This window comes from Microbacterium murale (genome assembly GCF_014635185.1).
Taxonomy (GTDB): Bacteria; Actinomycetota; Actinomycetes; order Actinomycetales; family Microbacteriaceae; genus Microbacterium; species Microbacterium murale.
On the sequence record NZ_BMCM01000005.1, the window covers coordinates 23,740 to 40,145 of the forward strand.

The window sequence follows — 16,406 nt, forward strand, 5'->3', positions numbered from 1 at the left end:
GATGTGACCACGGCCGCCGCGTGAATAACCTCCTCGAACACCCACTGAGGAGGACGTCATGGCCATCGCGGAACTGCGATCGAGCATCACCACCAAATCGACGCGCGACACCGGCATCGACTTCGTGCGAGCGCTGTGCGTGCTCGGAGTCGTCCTGCTGCACTCGATGATGGTGGGCGTCACAGTCACCGAATCCGGTCCTCTGTTCGCCAATGCCAGTGACGGCTCGTGGTGGATCACTCCGCTGAGCTGGGTGCTGCAGGTCATGCCGCTGTTCTTCGTCATCGGCGGATTCGCCGGATACACATCGCTCCGGCGCGCGCAGCAGCGCGGCGGCACCGCGAAGGAGTTCGTGGCGGCACGCATCCACCGGCTCGTCCTGCCCGCCGTCGTCACGATCGGCGTCGTCGGCATCGTGTTGACAGTGCTTCTCGCGAACGGGGTTCCCGCTGATCTCGTGGCGATCGCCGGCTACCGCTACGGCCAACCGCTCTGGTTCCTCGGCGTCTTCCTGCTGTGCCAGGTGCTGCTGCCGCTGTTCGCGGCTGCCCACAGACGCGCCCCGTGGATCACGATCACTCTGCTCGTCGCCGCGGCCGTGGCAGTGGATGCCGTGCGCAATGCGACCGGCATCGAGGGCGTCGGGTTCGTGAACCTCGCGTTCGTCTGGCTCGCGCTGCAGCAGCTCGGCTTCTTCTTCGCCGACGGACGGATCGACGCTCTCAGCCGACGCACCCGGACGGTGATCGGCGTCGCGGCCGTCGCCGCCCTCGCCGGCACGTTCCTCACCGGCGTGTACTCCCCCGACCTGATCGCGAACATCAATCCGCCCACGGCGTCACTGCTGCTCGTAGGAGTCGCACACACCATGCTGCTCTCGCTGCTGCGCGGACGCCTGGCGGTGTGGAGCGCGCGTCCCCTTCCCACCCGGTTCCGCAACTTCGTCACCCCGCGTGCCATGACCATCTACCTGTGGCACATGCCGGTGCTGCTCGCCATGGCTGGAGTGTCAGCGGTCTTCGCGTTGACGACAGGCATCGCTCTGCCAGAGCCCAGCAGCATCGCATGGTGGACGACCAGGCCGCTGTGGCTCGCCACAGTCGTCGTGTTGACCGCCCTCATCGCCTCCGTGCTCGCCGGCATCGAGGCACGGCGCATTCCGGAACCCACGCGTTCCAATGGGCGTCTCTTCGCAGCGAGCGCGATCGGCACCGTCGCCATCGTCGGGCTGCTGGTCGTCGGCACGACGCCGGTGACCGCCATGATCGCGGTGGCTCTGCTGATCGCGTCCCTGCGACTTGCGCGTCCGCGTCACGCCGCTTCGGCGGCGTGGCCGAGCCGCAACCCGGGAATCGCCGCGACAAGCACCAGAGCGATGCAGAATGCGTAGACGACCGGGAACGCGTGCACGCCCCCACCGAGGGTCGCCACGCCGAGTCCCGCCAGTGCGACGGCCATGGCAGATCCGGTGGCGTCCGAGATCGATAGCGCTGACGAGTTGAACCCTTCGTTGCCCCGCTCCGAATACGCCAGCATCAGCACGTTGAGACGCGGATATATGAGCCCCATGCCTCCTCCCGCGAGTCCCCAGCTGACGACGATGACGATCGGCGAAGCATCCGCGAGTGCCGTCACGAGCACCGCAAGGAGTGCCACGAGGATCAGCGCGATGCTGGTCATCGCGATGCGGTGGTTGCCGAGCGCCTCTCCGTATCTCCCCTGAAGTGCGGATCCCCCGGCCCACGCCAAGGCGCCCAGCATCAGCGCGACTCCCGACCAGGTCGGTGAGAAGCCGAACTGCTCCATGAGCAGATACGGGATGTACGCTTCTGCGGCGAAGAACGCCCCGGCGATGAGTCCGCGCGCCAGCACCACGCTCGGCAGTCCACGCGCAGCGCGAAGCGTGCCTCTGGGCAGCAGCTTCAGCACGGCGAACCCGATGATGAGCACCGCCACGACAGCCGTCGGCCAACCAGTACTCGGAGGGAGGTCGGCAGCGAGTCCAACGGTCACTGCGGCGACGGCCACGACGAGGGCGAGCAGCAACCGAAGCCAGACTCGACCGACGCTCAAGGCGTTCCCGCCGCCCAAGTCGACACCGTGCAGACGCGCGGCGATCGTGACGAATGCGATCAGGGTCAGAACTGCGACACCGAGGAACGCCCAGCGCCAGTCCAGGAACTCGGCGACGGCGCCCGCGAGGAACGGTCCGATCATCGAGGGGACCACCCAGGCGGCAGCGAATACCGCGAAGATCCGTCCGTGCAGATGAGGGGGGTACAGGCGTGCGACGACCACGTACAGAGCAACGGTCTGACCGCCGGCACCGAGCCCCTGCACGAGTCGTCCGATCAGGAACTGCTCCATCGTGAACGCGAACCCTGAGATGACGAGTCCGGCGACGAAGAGCGTCACCGCGGTGTAAAGAGCGCCTCGCGGGCCGCGGACATCCGATGCGGCACCACACGCGACCATGCCGATCACGCTGGTGGCCAGTGTCCCCGCGAATGCCACGGCGAAGAGCGCCTGCCCGTCGAGCGCCTCGCTGACAACAGGCATGACCGTCGTCACTGCCAGCGCCTCGATCGCGCCGAGGAAGATCAGCGCAGTGGCGCCGACCGTCACCCAGATGCGTTCCCGATCCCAAATCGAGACGGGATGAACGTCGGTCATACGTCACGGAGCGCGGCGATGCGCGCGACGGCCTCAGTCAGGATCTCGGGACCGGTGCCGAAGTTGAGGCGCACGTGACCTGCGCCTTCCGCGCCGAAAGCGTGCCCGTAGTGCAGTGCGACCTTGGCCTCCCTGAGGATCCGCCTGGCCGGGTTCTCACCCCAGCCGAGATCGGTCAAGTCGATCCACGCGAGGTATCCTGCGTCCGGAATCCGGTAACGAGCGTCGGGGACATGCTCGGAGAGGAGAGTCGCGAGCAGGCGCCGGTTCTCGTCGAGAGTCGCGAGCAGCCCGTCGAGCCACTCGTCGCTCTCCGCGCTGAATGCGGCGACGGCGGCGAGAAGACCGAACTGGCCGGTGCGCCACTCCACCTCGATCGGCAGGGAGCGCAGGACCCGCGTCGGATCATCGGATGCTGTGACGATCAGCGCGCACTTGAGGCCGGCGAGGTTGAACGCCTTGCTCGCGCTCACGACGGCGTAGCCGACCTCGCGCGCGACGTCCGACACCGCGAGGAAAGGCGTGAACCCGGCATCCGGCTGCGCCAGCGGCGCATGGATCTCGTCGGAGACGACCGCCGCGCCGTGAACAGCGGCGAGTTCCGCAAGCGCCGTGAGCGAGGCGGCGGAATGCACGGTGCCCGTGGGATTGTGCGGGCTGCAGAGCAGGATCGCGCGTGCGCCGCCCTCCAACGCACTGCGGACGCCGTCGAGGTCGATCTCCCAGGCCGTTGCGGTGTCGCGGAGCGGCACCCGCTCGACGATCGCCCCGGCCTCTTCGACCAGGTCGTAGAACGGCGGGTAGACCGGCGGCATCACGATCACACGGTCGCCTGGTGCAGTGACGCGACGCAGGATCTCGACGATGCCCATGCTGACATCAGCGGTGGAACGCATGCGTGCAGGATCCGGCGTCCAGCCGAACCGACGCCGTGCGAACTCCGAATAGGCGGCGGCGAGCGGCGTGCGCGAGGCCACATACCCCGTGTCTCCCGCCGCCACCGCCTGCTCCAGCGCCCGGGTGATCCCGGGCGCTAGAGGGAAATCGGTCTCGGCGACGAACAACGGCAGCACATCGGCCGGATACTCCCGCCACTTCTCGCTGGTGCGCTCACGGAGCTGCTTCAGCGGAAGCGCACGGACGATCGTGCTCACGGCGGTGCTAGATGGCGAAGCCGAGGGCACGCATCATGTCGCGCCCGTCATCCGTGATCTTCTCCGGGCCCCACGGCGGCATCCACACCCAGTTGATGCGGAAGCGGTCGACCACAGCATCCAGTGCCTGAGCCGTCTGCTCCTCGAGCACATCGGTGAGCGGGCAGCCGGCGCTCGTCAGTGTCATGTGGATCACTAGGGCGTCGTTCTCGTCGTCCCAGGCGAGATCGTAGATGAGTCCGAGGTCGACGACGTTGATCCCGAGCTCGGGATCCATCACGTCCTTGAGAGCCTCGGTGACCTCATCGAACTTCTCTGGGGCAAGAGTCGCGGTCATGCGATCAGCCTACGCCTCGATAGGGGCTGCGGGGTCGAGGAAACGGTCGTATCCCTCGTCCTCGAGTCGGTCGGCGAGCTCCGGGCCGCCCTCTTCCACGATCTTCCCCGCGACGATGACGTGCACGAAATCGGGGTGGATGTAGCGGAGGATGCGGGTGTAGTGCGTGATCAGCAGTACGCCGAGGCCCGTGGACTCCTTGGCGCGGTTGACGCCCTCGGAGACGATCTTCAGGGCATCGACGTCGAGACCGGAGTCGGTCTCGTCGAGGATCGCGAACTTGGGCTTGAGCACCTCGAGCTGGAGGATCTCGTGACGCTTCTTCTCTCCGCCGGAGAAGCCCTCGTTGACGTTGCGTTGCGCGAACTTCGGATCCATGCGCAGGTTCGCCATGGCGCCCTTGACGTCCTTGGTCCACGAGCGGATGGCGGGTGCTTCACCGTTGAGCGCGGTCTTCGCCGTGCGCAGGAAGTTCGTCACAGTGACACCCGGGATCTCCACTGGGTACTGCATGGCGAGGAACAGACCGGCACGCGCACGCTCGTCGACGGTCATCGTGAGGACGTCTGCCCCATCGAACGTGATCGAACCGCTGGTGACGGTGTACTTGGGGTGACCGGCGATGGTGTACGCCAGGGTCGACTTGCCCGAGCCGTTGGGGCCCATGATGGCGTGCGTCTCACCCGTGTTCATCGTCAGGGTGATGCCGTTGAGGATCGGGGTGGTCCCGGCCTCGGTGTCGACCGTGACGTGCAGGTCGCGGATCTCGAGAACAGACATTCAGACTTCCTTAGTTACAGTCGGATCGATGAGCACGTCGTCGCCGTCGATCTGGACGACGTAGACCGGTACGGGCTCATATGCGGGGAGATTCTGGGGGATGCCGGTGCGCAGCGAGAATGCGGAGCCGTGAGCCCAGCATTCCAGCGTGTCGCCTTCGACGAAGCCTTCGGACAGCGATATCTCGCCGTGGGTGCAGGTGTCGCCGATGGCGTGCACCTCCCCCGCTGAGTCGAGCACGACGGCCATCGGAACGCCATCGAGCTCCACCCGCAGCGGGGTGTCCTGCTCGAGTTCGCTCAGTCCGCAGGCGCGCTGTGCGCTCATGCGCTCACCGCCGCGAGTTCGGTTTCGATCGCGCTGAGCAGCTCCTCCTCGAGGGCAGGGATGCCGAGTCGCTGCACGACGTCGGTGAGGAAGCCCAGCACGACGAGGCGACGCGCCTCTTCTTCTGTGATTCCTCGTGCCTGCAGGTAGAACAGCTGCTCATCGTCGAAACGACCCGTCGCACTGGCGTGTCCTGCACCGAGGATGTCGCCGGTCTCGATCTCCAGGTTCGGGATCGAGTCGGCGCGAGCACCCTCTGTGAGCACCAGGTTGCGGTTCGCCTCGTAGGAGTCGGTACCGGTGGCGTTCGCGCCGATCAGCACGTCGCCGATCCACACGCTGTGCGCGCTCTCACCCTGCAGCGCGCCCTTGTAGAGCACGTCGCCCTTGGTGTGCGCGCCCTTGTGGTGCAGGTAGACCTGGCTCTCCAGGTGCTGTCCGGCATCGGCGTACGAGAGTCCGTAGAGGTAGCCCTCCGACCCGTTGCCCGCGAGCTCCACGTTCGGATTGACCCTGACGAGCCCGCCGCCGAAGCTGATGACGAAGTGCTTGAGCACGGCGTCGTTGTCGACGCGGGCCTGGTGAGATGCCGCGTGCACGGCGTCGTCGTCCCACCGCTGCACCGACACGACTGTCAGTCGCGATCCGGCACGAGCGATGATCTCGACGTTCTGCGCGTACTGCGCCGATCCACGGTGGCGGAGGATCACTGTGGCAGAGCTGTGCTCCAGCGCCTCGATGACGATGTGGCCGTCAGCGCGCTTATCGGCGCCGTGGCCGGTGATCGTGAAGAGAATCGGCTCTGCGACCTCTTCATCGCGCGGGATGCGCACGTGCAGTGCTTCGGCCGAACCTTGCCAGGCGACTGCCGAGACGACGTCCTCGGAGAGGAAGTGCTCGCCTCGAGGCGCGGTACCGATGGCGAGGGACTCGGCGACATACTGCTCGCCGGTCGTGATCTCGTAGTCGACGCCGTCGTTCTGCGCGGTGACGGTGAACATCCCGGAGAGGCGGTCGACCGGCGTGTGCTTCCAATTGACCTCACGGCCGGTCGGAGCGCCGAAATCGGCGGGCTCGAATGAGCGCGGACGCGCAGACCGGGTCTGCACCGGAACGAATCCGGCAGAGGCCACCTGGGCTGCGGGGTCGATGTGCGCGCCTGCCTGGGGCGCGTTCGTGTGCTGCGCCTCGCTGGGCGCTGTCGTCGAGGCCGCCATTTAGCCGACCGATCCTTCCATGCCCATTTCGATGAGCTTGTTCAGTTCCATGGCGTATTCCATCGGCAACTCGCGGGCGATCGGCTCGATGAAGCCGCGCACGATCATCGCCATCGCCTCGTCCTCCGGCATGCCGCGCGACTGCAGATAGAAGAGCTGCTCTTCGCTGACCTTCGAGACGGTCGCCTCGTGGCCGAGCTGCACGTCATCCACTCGGATGTCGATCGCCGGGTAGGTGTCGGAGCGCGACTTCGTGTCGACCAGCAGCGCGTCGCAGCGCACCGTGTTCGCGGAGTGATGGGCATTGGCATCGACACGGACTTCGCCGCGATAGCCAGCACGACCACCGCCGCGGGCGATCGACTTGGAGACGATCGATGACTGCGTGTACGGCGCCATGTGGATCATCTTCGCGCCGGCATCCTGGTGCTGGCCGGGGCCCGCGAAAGCGACGGAGAGCGTCTCGCCCTTGGCGTGCTCGCCCATCAGGTAGATCGACGGGTACTTCATCGTCACCTTGGAGCCGATGTTGCCGTCGACCCACTCCATGGTGGCGCCCTCGTGGGCGACCGCACGCTTGGTGACGAGGTTGTAGACGTTGTTCGACCAGTTCTGGATCGTCGTGTACCGAACGCGGGCGTTCTTCTTCACGATGATCTCGACCACGGCCGAGTGCAGCGAGTCGGACTTGTAGATCGGGGCCGTGCAGCCCTCGATGTAGTGGATGTAGCTGTCCTCGTCGGCGATGATCAGGGTGCGCTCGAACTGGCCCATGTTCTCCGTGTTGATACGGAAGTACGCCTGCAGCGGGATCTCCACGTGCACGCCCTTGGGGACGTAGACGAAGGATCCGCCAGACCAGACGGCCGTGTTGAGCGCAGCGAACTTGTTGTCGCCGGCGGGGATGACCGTTCCGAAGTACTCCTCGAAGAACTCCGGGTGCTCGCGCAGCGCGGTGTCGGTGTCCATGAAGATGACGCCCTGTGCTTCCAAGTCCTCACGGATCTGGTGGTACACCACCTCGGACTCGTACTGCGCGGCGACTCCGGCGACGAGGCGCTGACGCTCCGCTTCGGGGATGCCGAGACGCTCGTAGGTCTCACGGATCTCGACGGGCAGGTCTTCCCAGGACTGCGCCTGCTTCTCCGTCGAGCGGACGAAGTACTTGATGTTGTCGAAGTCGATGTCGCTGAGATCCGCGCCCCACGTCGGCATCGGCTTGCGTCCGAACAGCGACAGACCCTTCATACGGGTCTTCAGCATCCATTCGGGTTCGTTCTTCAGCGCGGAGATACCGCGTACGACGTCCTCAGAGAGGCCGCGTTTCGCGATCGCTCCTGCGGCGTCTTCATCGTGCCAGCCGAACTCGTACACCCCCAGACTGTCGAGTTCCGGGCGATCGATCAGCACATCCGACATCACACTCTCCTTGTCAGGCCTCAACGGTGTCATCCGCCCCGACACCTCATGGCCCGTTCGAGTCGACGGGTGTGGGTGCCGCTGGTGGGCCTCATCACGGACGCATTCTTCGCGCCTAAACTGTTGGTGATGCACCTCGCGCTTTCCGCGGGCATCGCAACAATTCGATTCTACAGGTTCCCCCTGACAAACGGGCCGCGCCCGTACGCTCGGGCGCGGGCCGGAGGACACATGCCCGACACCGCAGCGCCCGCAGCCACTTCCCCATACGAAGGTCATAGGGGTCGTCGACCCTCCGCATTCGGGCAGCCGCTGCGAGTTCTGGCGTGGCTGTCGTTCATCGCCGAGGTGATCATCATCGGCACAGGCGGCGCCGTGCGCCTGACCGGATCCGGTCTCGGCTGCTCGGAGTGGCCGCTGTGCACACCCGAATCGCTCGTGCCGATCTATGAGGTCCAGGGCATTCATGGACTCATCGAGTTCGGCAACCGCACGATGACCGGGGTCGTGGGCCTGCTCGCACTCGCCGTCCTGCTGCTGACGCTTCACGCGATCGGCGGGCGGCGCCTGGTCATGCGGGCGGTGTGGTTCGCCGTGGGTGGTGTCGTCGCCGCTGTCGTCGCCTACCTCGTCACCGATCCGTTCGGCCTTCCCGCGTTCGGCTTCGCCTCCGGTGCCCTGCTGCTGGCCGTCCTCGTCGCGGCTGTGGATTCGCTGCGACTGACGACGCGGAGACGGGATCTCTCCGCGCTCGCGTGGATCGTCCTCGCCGGGGTCATGGCGCAAGCCGTCGTCGGGGGCCTTGCCGTGCTGAGCGACCTGAACCCGTTCATCGTCGGCTTCCACTACACGTCGTCGCTGCTGCTCGTTTGCGTCACGGCTGCCTACCTCGTCAGACTTCGCGAATCCGGGGCTCCGCGCGAGCGCGTCGTGCCGAAATGGTTCGCGATCGGATCGCACGTCACCGGGCTCGCGCTGGCTGTGACCATCTTCTTCGGGGTGCTCACCACCGGATCGGGCCCGCACTCCGGCGACGCGAACGTCGTGCGCGACGGGTTCGACGCCACGATCCTCGCGCACGTGCACTCGTGGCCCGGCTACGTGCTCGCGGCATTGGTCGCTGTGCTGACGGTCGTCGCGTGGGTGCAGCGGCTCGCACCACGGCGCTGGTTCCTTGTTCTCGTCCTCGCGATCCTGGTGCAGGTCGGCGTCGGCATCTGGCAGGCCCGCGAAGGACTGCCCGAATTGCTCGTCGGCATCCACATGGTGCTCGCCTCGCTCTCTGCTGCGGCCTACACGGTGACCGTGCTGCACCTGAAGCGGCCGGTGGTGTGAGCACGGACCCCGCGGCGCGTGCCGTCGTCTTCGACCTCGACGACACGCTGCTCGATCAGTCCTCGGCTGCAGATGCTGCCGTCATCGCCTGGGCGTCAGAGCTGGGGCTCGAGCATGTTGACGTCGCGGGCACCTGGTCCCGGATATCCAGCAGGCACTACACCCGCTATCAATCACGTGAGATCACGTTCGAAGATCAGAGACGCGAGCGCGTGCGAGAGTTCCTGGGGCGCAGCTTCACTGATGACGAGGCTTCCCGCACCTTCCGCGGCTACCTCGATCGCTACGAGTCCGGGTGGAGGTTGTTCCCAGACGCCATTCCCGCTGCACGACGGGCGAGGGCTGCCGGCCGTCCGGTCGTCATCCTCACCAACGGAGATCGCACCCAACAGCTCAGGAAGCTGGACAGGTTCGCCTTGAGCGGCGAGATCGATGCGCTCGTCTGCTCCTCAGAACTGCCGTTCGGGAAACCGCATGCGTCCGCGTTCCTCGCCGCGACACGCGAGCTGGGGTTCTCAGAAGTCGATTCGCTCATGGTCGGCGACTCCGTCGCGAACGACTACCAGGGCGCGGTCGATTTCGGGATGCGGGCCATTCTCATCGACCGAGCGGGTGAGCATCTCCATCGTGCGATCGCCTCAGTCGCGAGTCTCGACGACATCGCGTTCTGAGCCGAGCCGCCCTCCGAACCGACGACAGTTCGCCAGCTGACGCGGATGCCGTGGTACGCACACAGGCCGCACATAAGCGCTGCACAGCGCGCGCATCAGAGCGTCCGTGAGGCTCGTCCACATGAAGAAATCACTCACACGCAGCATCTCGTACTGGCTCCTGCTCGTCCTGTCCCTCGTATCCGCCGGAGTGGGCGCCTGGCTGATCTCCGACAACGCGAGCATCATGACGGCCAAGCTGCTCGACGGAACGGCGACCGGCGTCGAGGTCTACGTGGGCCAGCCGATGATCGTCGTCGGAGCCGTCCTGCTCGGAGCCGGCGTGATCGGAGTCCTTCTCACGCTCGCCCTCGCGGCAGCGAAGTCCCTCGTTCCCGCCGCGGCACCCGTCGTCGTGGAACCGATCGACTGGGCGGCGGATGCTGAAGACGTACCCGCGCCCGACGCTACGACAGGTGCCGAGACCGAGACCGACACCGTCGCCTCAGACTCGGCGACCGATACGAACGCGGACGATGAGGATCAGAACGGCAGCAGCGGGTCGACGGCGACAGCGACGAATATCAGTGTCAGGTAGGTGATGGAGGCGTGGAACACCCGCATCGGACGCGGGTTCGTTCCACGCACCGCCTGCGAGTACAGCCGGTGCGACTCGTAGACGAACCAGCCGCCGAACACCAGAGCAGACACGGAGTACACCAACCCCATGTCGGCGACCGGAATCAGCAGCAGTGAGCACGCGAGCGTCGCCCAGGCGTAAAGAATGACCTGGAGGCCGACCTGCGATGCGTTGCGCGTGACACCCAGCATCGGAACATCGGCGCCCTCGTAGTCGTCGCGGTACTTCATCGACAGCGGCCAGTAGTGCGCCGGCGTCCACAGGAAGACCAGCGCGAACAGAACGATCGCGGGCCAGGCGACGTCGCCTGTGACGGCCGACCAGCCGATCACCACCGGGAAGCAGCCGGCGATGCCGCCCCAGATGATGTTCTGCTCGGTACGACGCTTCAGGATCATCGTGTAGATCACGACGTAGAAGAAGATCGCCGCGACCGACAGCGTCGCCGTCAGCCAGTTCGTGGTCGCCAGCAGCCAGATCGTGGATGCCGCGGCCAGAGTCCAGGAGAAGATCAGTGCCGCGCGCGGCGTGATCTCGCCGGTGACGAGCGGACGCTTCTCGGTGCGATGCATCTGCGCATCCATGTCGCGATCGAGGTACATGTTGAACGACGCCGCGGATCCGGCGCTCATCGAGCCGCCGATCACTGTGGCGAGAACGAGCCAGAGGTTCGGCATTCCCCCCTCGGCGAGGAACATGACCGGAACGGTGGATACGAGCAGAAGCTCGAGCACACGGGGCTTCGTCAGTGAGACATACGCCTTGATCGTCTGGCCGATCGGCCTTTTCACCGTCGTCGCCTCGGACATAGTCGAGATATCGATCGCCTCCCAGCGCACACTCCGCCAACTGTTCCAGTCTAGTGCAGGCGCCGCACAGACCCTGCGCACAGCAGGGGTTGCACCTTGCGTGGCAAGAGAAGGAAATGAAGCATCGTGGATCGGGACACGACGCTATGCTGAAACCACTCGCGCGCCCGGCGCTGTGCTCCTGTCCGTGACGATGCGGAGGCGCAAGGAATTCGGGCGCCCTCGTAACCGTTGGAAAGGGCATGACCTTGTCGGAATTGCAGTGGGAAGAGATTGACCGGCGCGCGGTGGACACCGCACGGATTCTGGCGGCGGATGCCGTCGAGAAGGTCGGCAACGGTCACCCTGGTACGGCGATGAGCCTCGCGCCCCTCGCCTACCTCCTCTACCAGCGCGTTCTGCGCCACGACCCGTCCGACACCGATTGGCTGGGCCGCGACCGCTTCATCCTCTCCGCGGGCCACTCCTCGCTGACGCAGTACGTCCAGCTCTACCTGGGCGGCTTCGGTCTCGAGCTCAACGACCTCAAGTCCCTGCGCACGTGGGGGTCGAAGACACCGGGTCACCCCGAGTACGGCCACACCAAGGGCGTGGAGATCACCACGGGTCCGCTCGGTCAGGGACTCGCGTCCGCCGTCGGCTTCGCGTACGCATCGCGCTACGAGCGCGGGCTGTTCGACCCGGAGGCCGCTGAGGGCAAGAGCCCGTTCGACCACTTCGTGTACGTGATCGCCGGCGACGGCGACCTGCAGGAGGGCATCACCAGTGAGGCCGGCTCGCTCGCCGGTCACCAGCAGCTGGGCAATCTCATCGCGTTCTACGACTCCAACCAGATCTCGATCGAGGACGACACGAACGTCGCCTTCACCGAAGACGTCGCTGCACGCTACGAGGCGTACGGATGGCACGTGCAGACGGTCGACTGGAAGAAGACCGGCGAGTACGTGGAAGACGTCGCCGAGCTGTTCGCCGCGGTCGAGGCTGCGAAGGGCGAGACCGACAAGCCCTCTCTCATCGTTCTCAGGACGATCATCGGCTGGCCGTCGCCCGGCAAGCAGAACAGCGGCAAGATCCACGGTTCGGCGCTCGGCGCCGACGAGCTCGCCGCCACCAAGAAGGTGCTCGGCTTCGACCCTGAGCAGACTTTCGTCGTCGCGGACGAGGTGATCGCGCACACCCGCGCGCTCGCCGACCGTGCCGCTGAGGTGCGCGCCGCCTGGCAGGAGTCGTTCGACGCCTGGGCCGCCGCGAATCCCGAGCGCAAGGCGCTGCTCGACCGCGTCGAGGCGCACGAACTGCCCTCCGACATCTCGTCGGCGCTTCCCGCCTTCGAATCGGGTAAGGACGTCTCCACCCGCGCAGCGTCCGGCCAGGTCATCAACGCCCTCGCTGCAGAGCTCCCCGAGCTGTGGGGCGGTTCGGCCGACCTCGCCGAGTCGAACCTCACGACCATCAAGGACGCCGCATCGTTCATCCCTTCCGAGTGGTCGACGCACGAATGGTCGGGCAACCCGTACGGACGGGTGCTGCACTTCGGCATCCGCGAGCACGCGATGGCCGCCATCATCAACGGCATCGTGCTGCACGGCCCGACCCGCGCCTTCGGCGGAACGTTCCTGATCTTCAGCGACTACATGCGCCCGTCCGTCCGCCTGGCTGCGCTGATGAACATCCCCAGCCTCTTCGTCTGGACGCACGACTCCGTCGCACTCGGCGAAGACGGCCCGACGCACCAGCCGATCGAGCAGCTCGCGACACTGCGTGCCATCCCGAACTTCACGGTTGTGCGCCCCGCGGACGCGAACGAGACCTCGGTCGTCTGGCTCGAGCTGCTCCGCCGCCACGCTGGACCGGCAGGCCTCGCTCTCACCCGCCAGAACATCCCCGTGTTCGCACGCGGGGAGGGCGCAGCATCCGGCGACACCTTCGCCTCAGCCGACAACGCGACCAAGGGCGCCTACGTGCTCGCGGAAGCACCGAACGGCACGCCAGACGTCATCCTCATCGCCACGGGCTCCGAGGTGCAGTTGGCCGTCGCCGCTCGCGAGACGCTGGCCGCCGACGGTATCAACGCCCGTGTCGTCTCGGCTCCGTCTCTGGAGTGGTTCGACGAGCAGGATGCCGCGTACCGCGAGTCCGTGCTCCCGGCAGCCGTCACCGCGCGCGTGTCCGTCGAGGCGGGCTCCGCGCTCACCTGGCGCGGCATCGTCGGCGACAAGGGACGCTCCGTCGCGATCGATCACTTCGGCGCATCCGCCGACTACAAGACCCTGTTCCAGGAATTCGGCATCACCGCCGAGGCCGTCGTCGAGGCGGCGCGCGCAACTGTCAAGGAGAACGCATGAGCACCCCCACCGCAGACCTCGCAGCCGCAGGCGTCAGCATCTGGCTGGATGACCTCTCCCGCACCCGCATCAACTCCGGCAACCTCGCCGAGCTGATCGAGTCGCGAAACGTCGTGGGGGTCACGACGAACCCGACGATCTTCGCCGGTGCCATCACCAACCCGGATGACACGTCGTACGACGCGCAGGTCACCGAGCTCGCCGCTTCGGGCGCGACTGCCGAGGAGGCCGTGTTCGCGGCCACCACCCAGGACGTCGGTGCAGCCCTGGACGTCTTCCGTCCCGTGTGGGAGAAGTCCGGACACGTCGACGGACGAGTCTCGATCGAGGTCTCCCCCGACCTCGCCCACGACACAGAAGGAACGGTCGCGCAGGCGAAGCAGCTGTGGGCGGAGATCGATCGCCCGAACCTGCTCGTGAAGATCCCCGCGACCAAGGCGGGCCTTCCCGCGATCGCGCAGGCGATCGGCGCGGGCATCAGCATCAACGTCACCCTGATCTTCAGCCTGGAGCGCTACGCCGAGGTCATCGAGGCGTACCTGACCGGGCTCGAGACGGCGAAGGCCGCAGGCATCGATCTGTCGACGATCGAGTCGGTGGCGTCGTTCTTCGTCTCGCGCGTCGACACCGAGACCGACAAGCGCCTGGTCGCGATCGGCACCGATGAGGCGCTCGCGCTCAAGAGCAAAGCCGGCCTCGCGAACGCTCGTCTCGCGTACGAACTGTTCGAGAAGACCTTCGCGGGCGACCGCGCCAAGGCGCTTCTGGATGCCGGCGCAAACCTGCAGCGTCCGCTGTGGGCCTCGACGGGCGTCAAGGACCCGGCTCTTCCCGACACGCTGTACGTGACAGAACTCGTCGCGAACGGCGTCGTCAACACGATGCCGGAGAAGACGCTCGAGGCGACCTTCGACCACGGCGTCATCGCGGGCGACACGATCACCGGCGGCTACGACGAGGCACGCGAGGTCTTCGCCGGACTCGAGAAGGTCGGCGTCGACTTCGCCGATGTCACCCAGGTGCTCGAGGACGAGGGCGTCGCGAAGTTCATCGACTCCTGGCATGACCTGCTCACCCAGGTCGCCGAGGGGCTCGAGGCCCAGCGATGACGTTCTCGATCCACGCGTCGGGCGCGGCGAAGACGGCGATCGACGAGGTCGTCCCGCAGCTTGTCGGCGACCTCATCGCATCCCGCATCACCGGGTTCGACTCGACGCTCTGGGGCGAAGCCGCCGAAGAAGAGGCAGCCAAGCGTCTCGGCTGGGTCGAGGCCGTGTCGGTATCGCGTCCTCTGGTTCCGGAGATCGTCGCGCTCCGCGATGAGCTGCATTCCAAGGGTGTCACTCGCGTGGTCCTCGCCGGCATGGGCGGCTCGTCGCTCGCACCGGAGGTGATCACGCAGACCGCAGGGGTCGCGCTCACGATCCTCGACTCGACGGCGCCCGGCCAGGTGCTGGCCGCGCTGGACGAGGGTCTCGAGCAGACCGCCCTCGTCGTGTCGTCGAAGTCGGGCTCCACCGTCGAGACCGACTCGCAGCGCCGCACGTTCGAAGCGGCGTTCCGCGACCTCGGCATCGATCCCGTCGAGCGGATCATCGTCGTCACCGACCCCGGTTCGCCGCTGGACACATCCGCCCGCGAGGCCGGGTACCGGGTGTTCAACGCCGACCCGAACGTGGGCGGCCGCTATTCGGCGCTCACTGCCTTCGGCCTGGTGCCCTCCGGGCTCGCCGGTGCCGACATCTCCGAACTGCTCGACGAGGCCGAGGCGACGCTGCTGCAGGTCGCCGTCGATGCGGCCGACAACCCGGCACTGCGCCTCGGCGCAGCCATCGCCGGCACGAGCCCGCGGCGCGACAAGCTGGGCCTGATCACCGACGGAACGCACATCAACGGCCTGCCGGACTGGATCGAGCAGCTCATCGCCGAGTCGACGGGCAAGGACGGCACCGGCATCCTGCCCGTCGTCCTGCTGCCGGTCTCGCCCGAGCTGGACGATGTCCCCGCCGACCTGCAGATCGTGCGCCTCGTCGATGACGCGAACGAGTTCCACCTGCGCGAGCGCCACGAGGGCGAGATCCTCGTGAGCGGATCGCTCGGCGCGAACCTGATCGTCTGGGAGTATGCGACCGCGATCGCCGGCTACCTGCTGGGCATCGATCCGTTCAACCAGCCCGACGTCGAGTCCGCCAAGGTCGCCACCCGCGGCCTGCTGGACGCACGACCGGAGCCGACGGCGCCTGCGTTCGTCGAGAGCGGCGTAGAGGTCCGCGTGTCCGATCCGGCACTTGCCGCTTCGGGCAATATCGAGGCGGTCCTGGACGCGTTGTGGGCGCAGTTGCCGGAAGACGGCTACGTGTCGATCCAGGCATACGTCAACCGTCTGGAGCTGCCGCAGCTGCAGGGCCTTCGCGAGCTGGTCGCCGCCGATTCCGGCCGTCCGACCACGTTCGGCTGGGGTCCTCGGTTCCTGCACTCGACCGGCCAGTATCACAAGGGCGGACCCGCACAGGGTGTGTTCCTGCAGATCCTGGAACGCACAGACGTCGATCTCGAGATCCCCGAGCGCCCGTTCACCTTCGGGCAGCTCATCCAGGCGCAGGCCGCCGGTGACGCCGGTGTGCTCGCCGAGCATGGTCGCCCCGTCGTCTCGCTGACGATCACAGAGGACTCGGCCGACGTGCTCGCCCTCTTCGAAGCCGCCCAGAAGTAGCCCGTAG

At 66.6% G+C, this 16,406-nt stretch carries 15 protein-coding genes; 7 read left to right on the forward strand and 8 right to left on the reverse strand.

From position 1 onward, the window contains the following. Positions 1-58 precede the first annotated feature (58 nt). Entirely contained in the window at positions 59-1,390 is a 1,332-nt protein-coding gene (locus IEV67_RS14465; RefSeq protein ID WP_188437291.1) for an acyltransferase family protein, read from the forward strand. Here IEV67_RS14465 and IEV67_RS14470 read toward each other — a convergent pair. From IEV67_RS14470 to sufB, 7 genes are read right to left on the reverse strand one after another with little or no spacing between them, the layout of a single operon-like run. Next, positions 1,312-2,673 carry an MFS transporter gene (locus IEV67_RS14470; protein ID WP_188437292.1) on the reverse strand — a complete coding sequence of 454 codons (1,362 nt, stop codon included), beginning with the start codon at positions 2,671-2,673 and terminating at the stop codon, positions 1,312-1,314. The two genes, IEV67_RS14465 and IEV67_RS14470, sit on opposite strands and share 79 nt — an antisense overlap. After that, positions 2,670-3,827 carry a MalY/PatB family protein gene (locus IEV67_RS14475; RefSeq protein ID WP_188437293.1) on the reverse strand — a complete coding sequence of 386 codons (1,158 nt, stop codon included), beginning with the start codon at positions 3,825-3,827 and terminating at the stop codon, positions 2,670-2,672. Before IEV67_RS14475 ends, IEV67_RS14470 begins: the two co-directional genes overlap by 4 nt. A gap of 7 nt (positions 3,828-3,834) precedes the next feature. After that, positions 3,835-4,164, reverse strand: a complete 330-nt coding sequence (locus IEV67_RS14480; protein ID WP_188437294.1) for a metal-sulfur cluster assembly factor — start codon at positions 4,162-4,164, stop codon at positions 3,835-3,837. A gap of 9 nt (positions 4,165-4,173) precedes the next feature. Next, positions 4,174-4,944, reverse strand: coding sequence for a Fe-S cluster assembly ATPase SufC (gene sufC / locus IEV67_RS14485; RefSeq protein ID WP_188437295.1), 771 nt, complete (start codon positions 4,942-4,944; stop codon positions 4,174-4,176). Continuing rightward, positions 4,945-5,271: a non-heme iron oxygenase ferredoxin subunit gene (locus IEV67_RS14490; RefSeq protein ID WP_188437296.1), complete on the reverse strand. Its 327-nt coding sequence runs from the start codon at positions 5,269-5,271 to the stop codon at positions 4,945-4,947. Continuing rightward, positions 5,268-6,488 carry a Fe-S cluster assembly protein SufD gene (gene sufD / locus IEV67_RS14495; protein WP_188437297.1) on the reverse strand — a complete coding sequence of 407 codons (1,221 nt, stop codon included), beginning with the start codon at positions 6,486-6,488 and terminating at the stop codon, positions 5,268-5,270. Before sufD ends, IEV67_RS14490 begins: the two co-directional genes overlap by 4 nt. Beyond that, positions 6,489-7,907: a Fe-S cluster assembly protein SufB gene (sufB, locus tag IEV67_RS14500; RefSeq protein ID WP_188437298.1), complete on the reverse strand. Its 1,419-nt coding sequence runs from the start codon at positions 7,905-7,907 to the stop codon at positions 6,489-6,491. Between the two features lie 231 nt (positions 7,908-8,138). Between sufB and IEV67_RS14505 the strand changes: the two genes are divergently transcribed. The 3 genes from IEV67_RS14505 (at position 8,139) to IEV67_RS14515 (ending at position 10,490) form a co-directional block, all read left to right on the forward strand. After that, the gene (locus IEV67_RS14505) at positions 8,139-9,242 is read left to right on the forward strand and encodes a COX15/CtaA family protein (RefSeq protein ID WP_188437299.1); all 1,104 of its coding nucleotides are present in this window, start codon (positions 8,139-8,141) and stop codon (positions 9,240-9,242) included. Then, positions 9,239-9,913: an HAD family hydrolase gene (locus IEV67_RS14510; protein WP_188437300.1), complete on the forward strand. Its 675-nt coding sequence runs from the start codon at positions 9,239-9,241 to the stop codon at positions 9,911-9,913. The genes IEV67_RS14505 and IEV67_RS14510 overlap by 4 nt, the downstream gene beginning before the upstream one ends. 121 nt (positions 9,914-10,034) lie before the next feature. Then, positions 10,035-10,490 carry a hypothetical protein gene (locus IEV67_RS14515; protein WP_188437301.1) on the forward strand — a complete coding sequence of 152 codons (456 nt, stop codon included), beginning with the start codon at positions 10,035-10,037 and terminating at the stop codon, positions 10,488-10,490. Here the strand turns inward: IEV67_RS14515 and IEV67_RS14520 are convergent. Then, the gene (locus IEV67_RS14520) at positions 10,436-11,341 is read right to left on the reverse strand and encodes a heme o synthase (protein WP_188437302.1); all 906 of its coding nucleotides are present in this window, start codon (positions 11,339-11,341) and stop codon (positions 10,436-10,438) included. The two genes, IEV67_RS14515 and IEV67_RS14520, sit on opposite strands and share 55 nt — an antisense overlap. Before the next feature lie 242 nt (positions 11,342-11,583). On the opposite strand from IEV67_RS14520, the gene tkt reads away from it, so the two are divergent. Genes tkt through IEV67_RS14535 form a run of 3 tightly spaced genes read left to right on the forward strand, consistent with a single transcriptional unit; the run spans position 11,584 to position 16,399 of the window. Next, positions 11,584-13,686 (forward strand): transketolase, encoded by a 2,103-nt coding sequence (gene tkt / locus IEV67_RS14525; protein WP_373284492.1) that lies wholly within the window; start codon positions 11,584-11,586, stop codon positions 13,684-13,686. Further along, entirely contained in the window at positions 13,683-14,795 is a 1,113-nt protein-coding gene (gene tal, locus IEV67_RS14530) for a transaldolase (RefSeq protein WP_188437303.1), read from the forward strand. Before tkt ends, tal begins: the two co-directional genes overlap by 4 nt. Beyond that, positions 14,792-16,399 (forward strand): phosphoglucose isomerase-related protein, encoded by a 1,608-nt coding sequence (locus tag IEV67_RS14535; protein WP_188437304.1) that lies wholly within the window; start codon positions 14,792-14,794, stop codon positions 16,397-16,399. Before tal ends, IEV67_RS14535 begins: the two co-directional genes overlap by 4 nt. The last annotated feature ends 7 nt before the right edge of the window (positions 16,400-16,406 follow it).

What these genes read in the sequence shown, in the direction of transcription:
- IEV67_RS14465 (WP_188437291.1), top strand. Translation starts at nt 59, where the DNA reads ATGGCCATCGCGGAACTGCGATCGAGCATCACCACCAAATCGACGCGC.
- IEV67_RS14470 (WP_188437292.1), bottom strand. Translation starts at nt 2,673, where the DNA reads ATGACCGACGTTCATCCCGTCTCGATTTGGGATCGGGAACGCATCTGG.
- IEV67_RS14480 (WP_188437294.1), bottom strand. Translation starts at nt 4,164, where the DNA reads ATGACCGCGACTCTTGCCCCAGAGAAGTTCGATGAGGTCACCGAGGCT.
- sufC (WP_188437295.1), bottom strand. Translation starts at nt 4,944, where the DNA reads ATGTCTGTTCTCGAGATCCGCGACCTGCACGTCACGGTCGACACCGAG.
- IEV67_RS14490 (WP_188437296.1), bottom strand. Translation starts at nt 5,271, where the DNA reads ATGAGCGCACAGCGCGCCTGCGGACTGAGCGAACTCGAGCAGGACACC.
- sufD (WP_188437297.1), bottom strand. Translation starts at nt 6,488, where the DNA reads ATGGCGGCCTCGACGACAGCGCCCAGCGAGGCGCAGCACACGAACGCG.
- sufB (WP_188437298.1), bottom strand. Translation starts at nt 7,907, where the DNA reads ATGTCGGATGTGCTGATCGATCGCCCGGAACTCGACAGTCTGGGGGTG.
- IEV67_RS14505 (WP_188437299.1), top strand. Translation starts at nt 8,139, where the DNA reads ATGCCCGACACCGCAGCGCCCGCAGCCACTTCCCCATACGAAGGTCAT.
- IEV67_RS14515 (WP_188437301.1), top strand. Translation starts at nt 10,035, where the DNA reads ATGAAGAAATCACTCACACGCAGCATCTCGTACTGGCTCCTGCTCGTC.
- IEV67_RS14520 (WP_188437302.1), bottom strand. Translation starts at nt 11,341, where the DNA reads ATGTCCGAGGCGACGACGGTGAAAAGGCCGATCGGCCAGACGATCAAG.
- tkt (WP_373284492.1), top strand. Translation starts at nt 11,584, where the DNA reads ATGACCTTGTCGGAATTGCAGTGGGAAGAGATTGACCGGCGCGCGGTG.
- tal (WP_188437303.1), top strand. Translation starts at nt 13,683, where the DNA reads ATGAGCACCCCCACCGCAGACCTCGCAGCCGCAGGCGTCAGCATCTGG.
- IEV67_RS14535 (WP_188437304.1), top strand. Translation starts at nt 14,792, where the DNA reads ATGACGTTCTCGATCCACGCGTCGGGCGCGGCGAAGACGGCGATCGAC.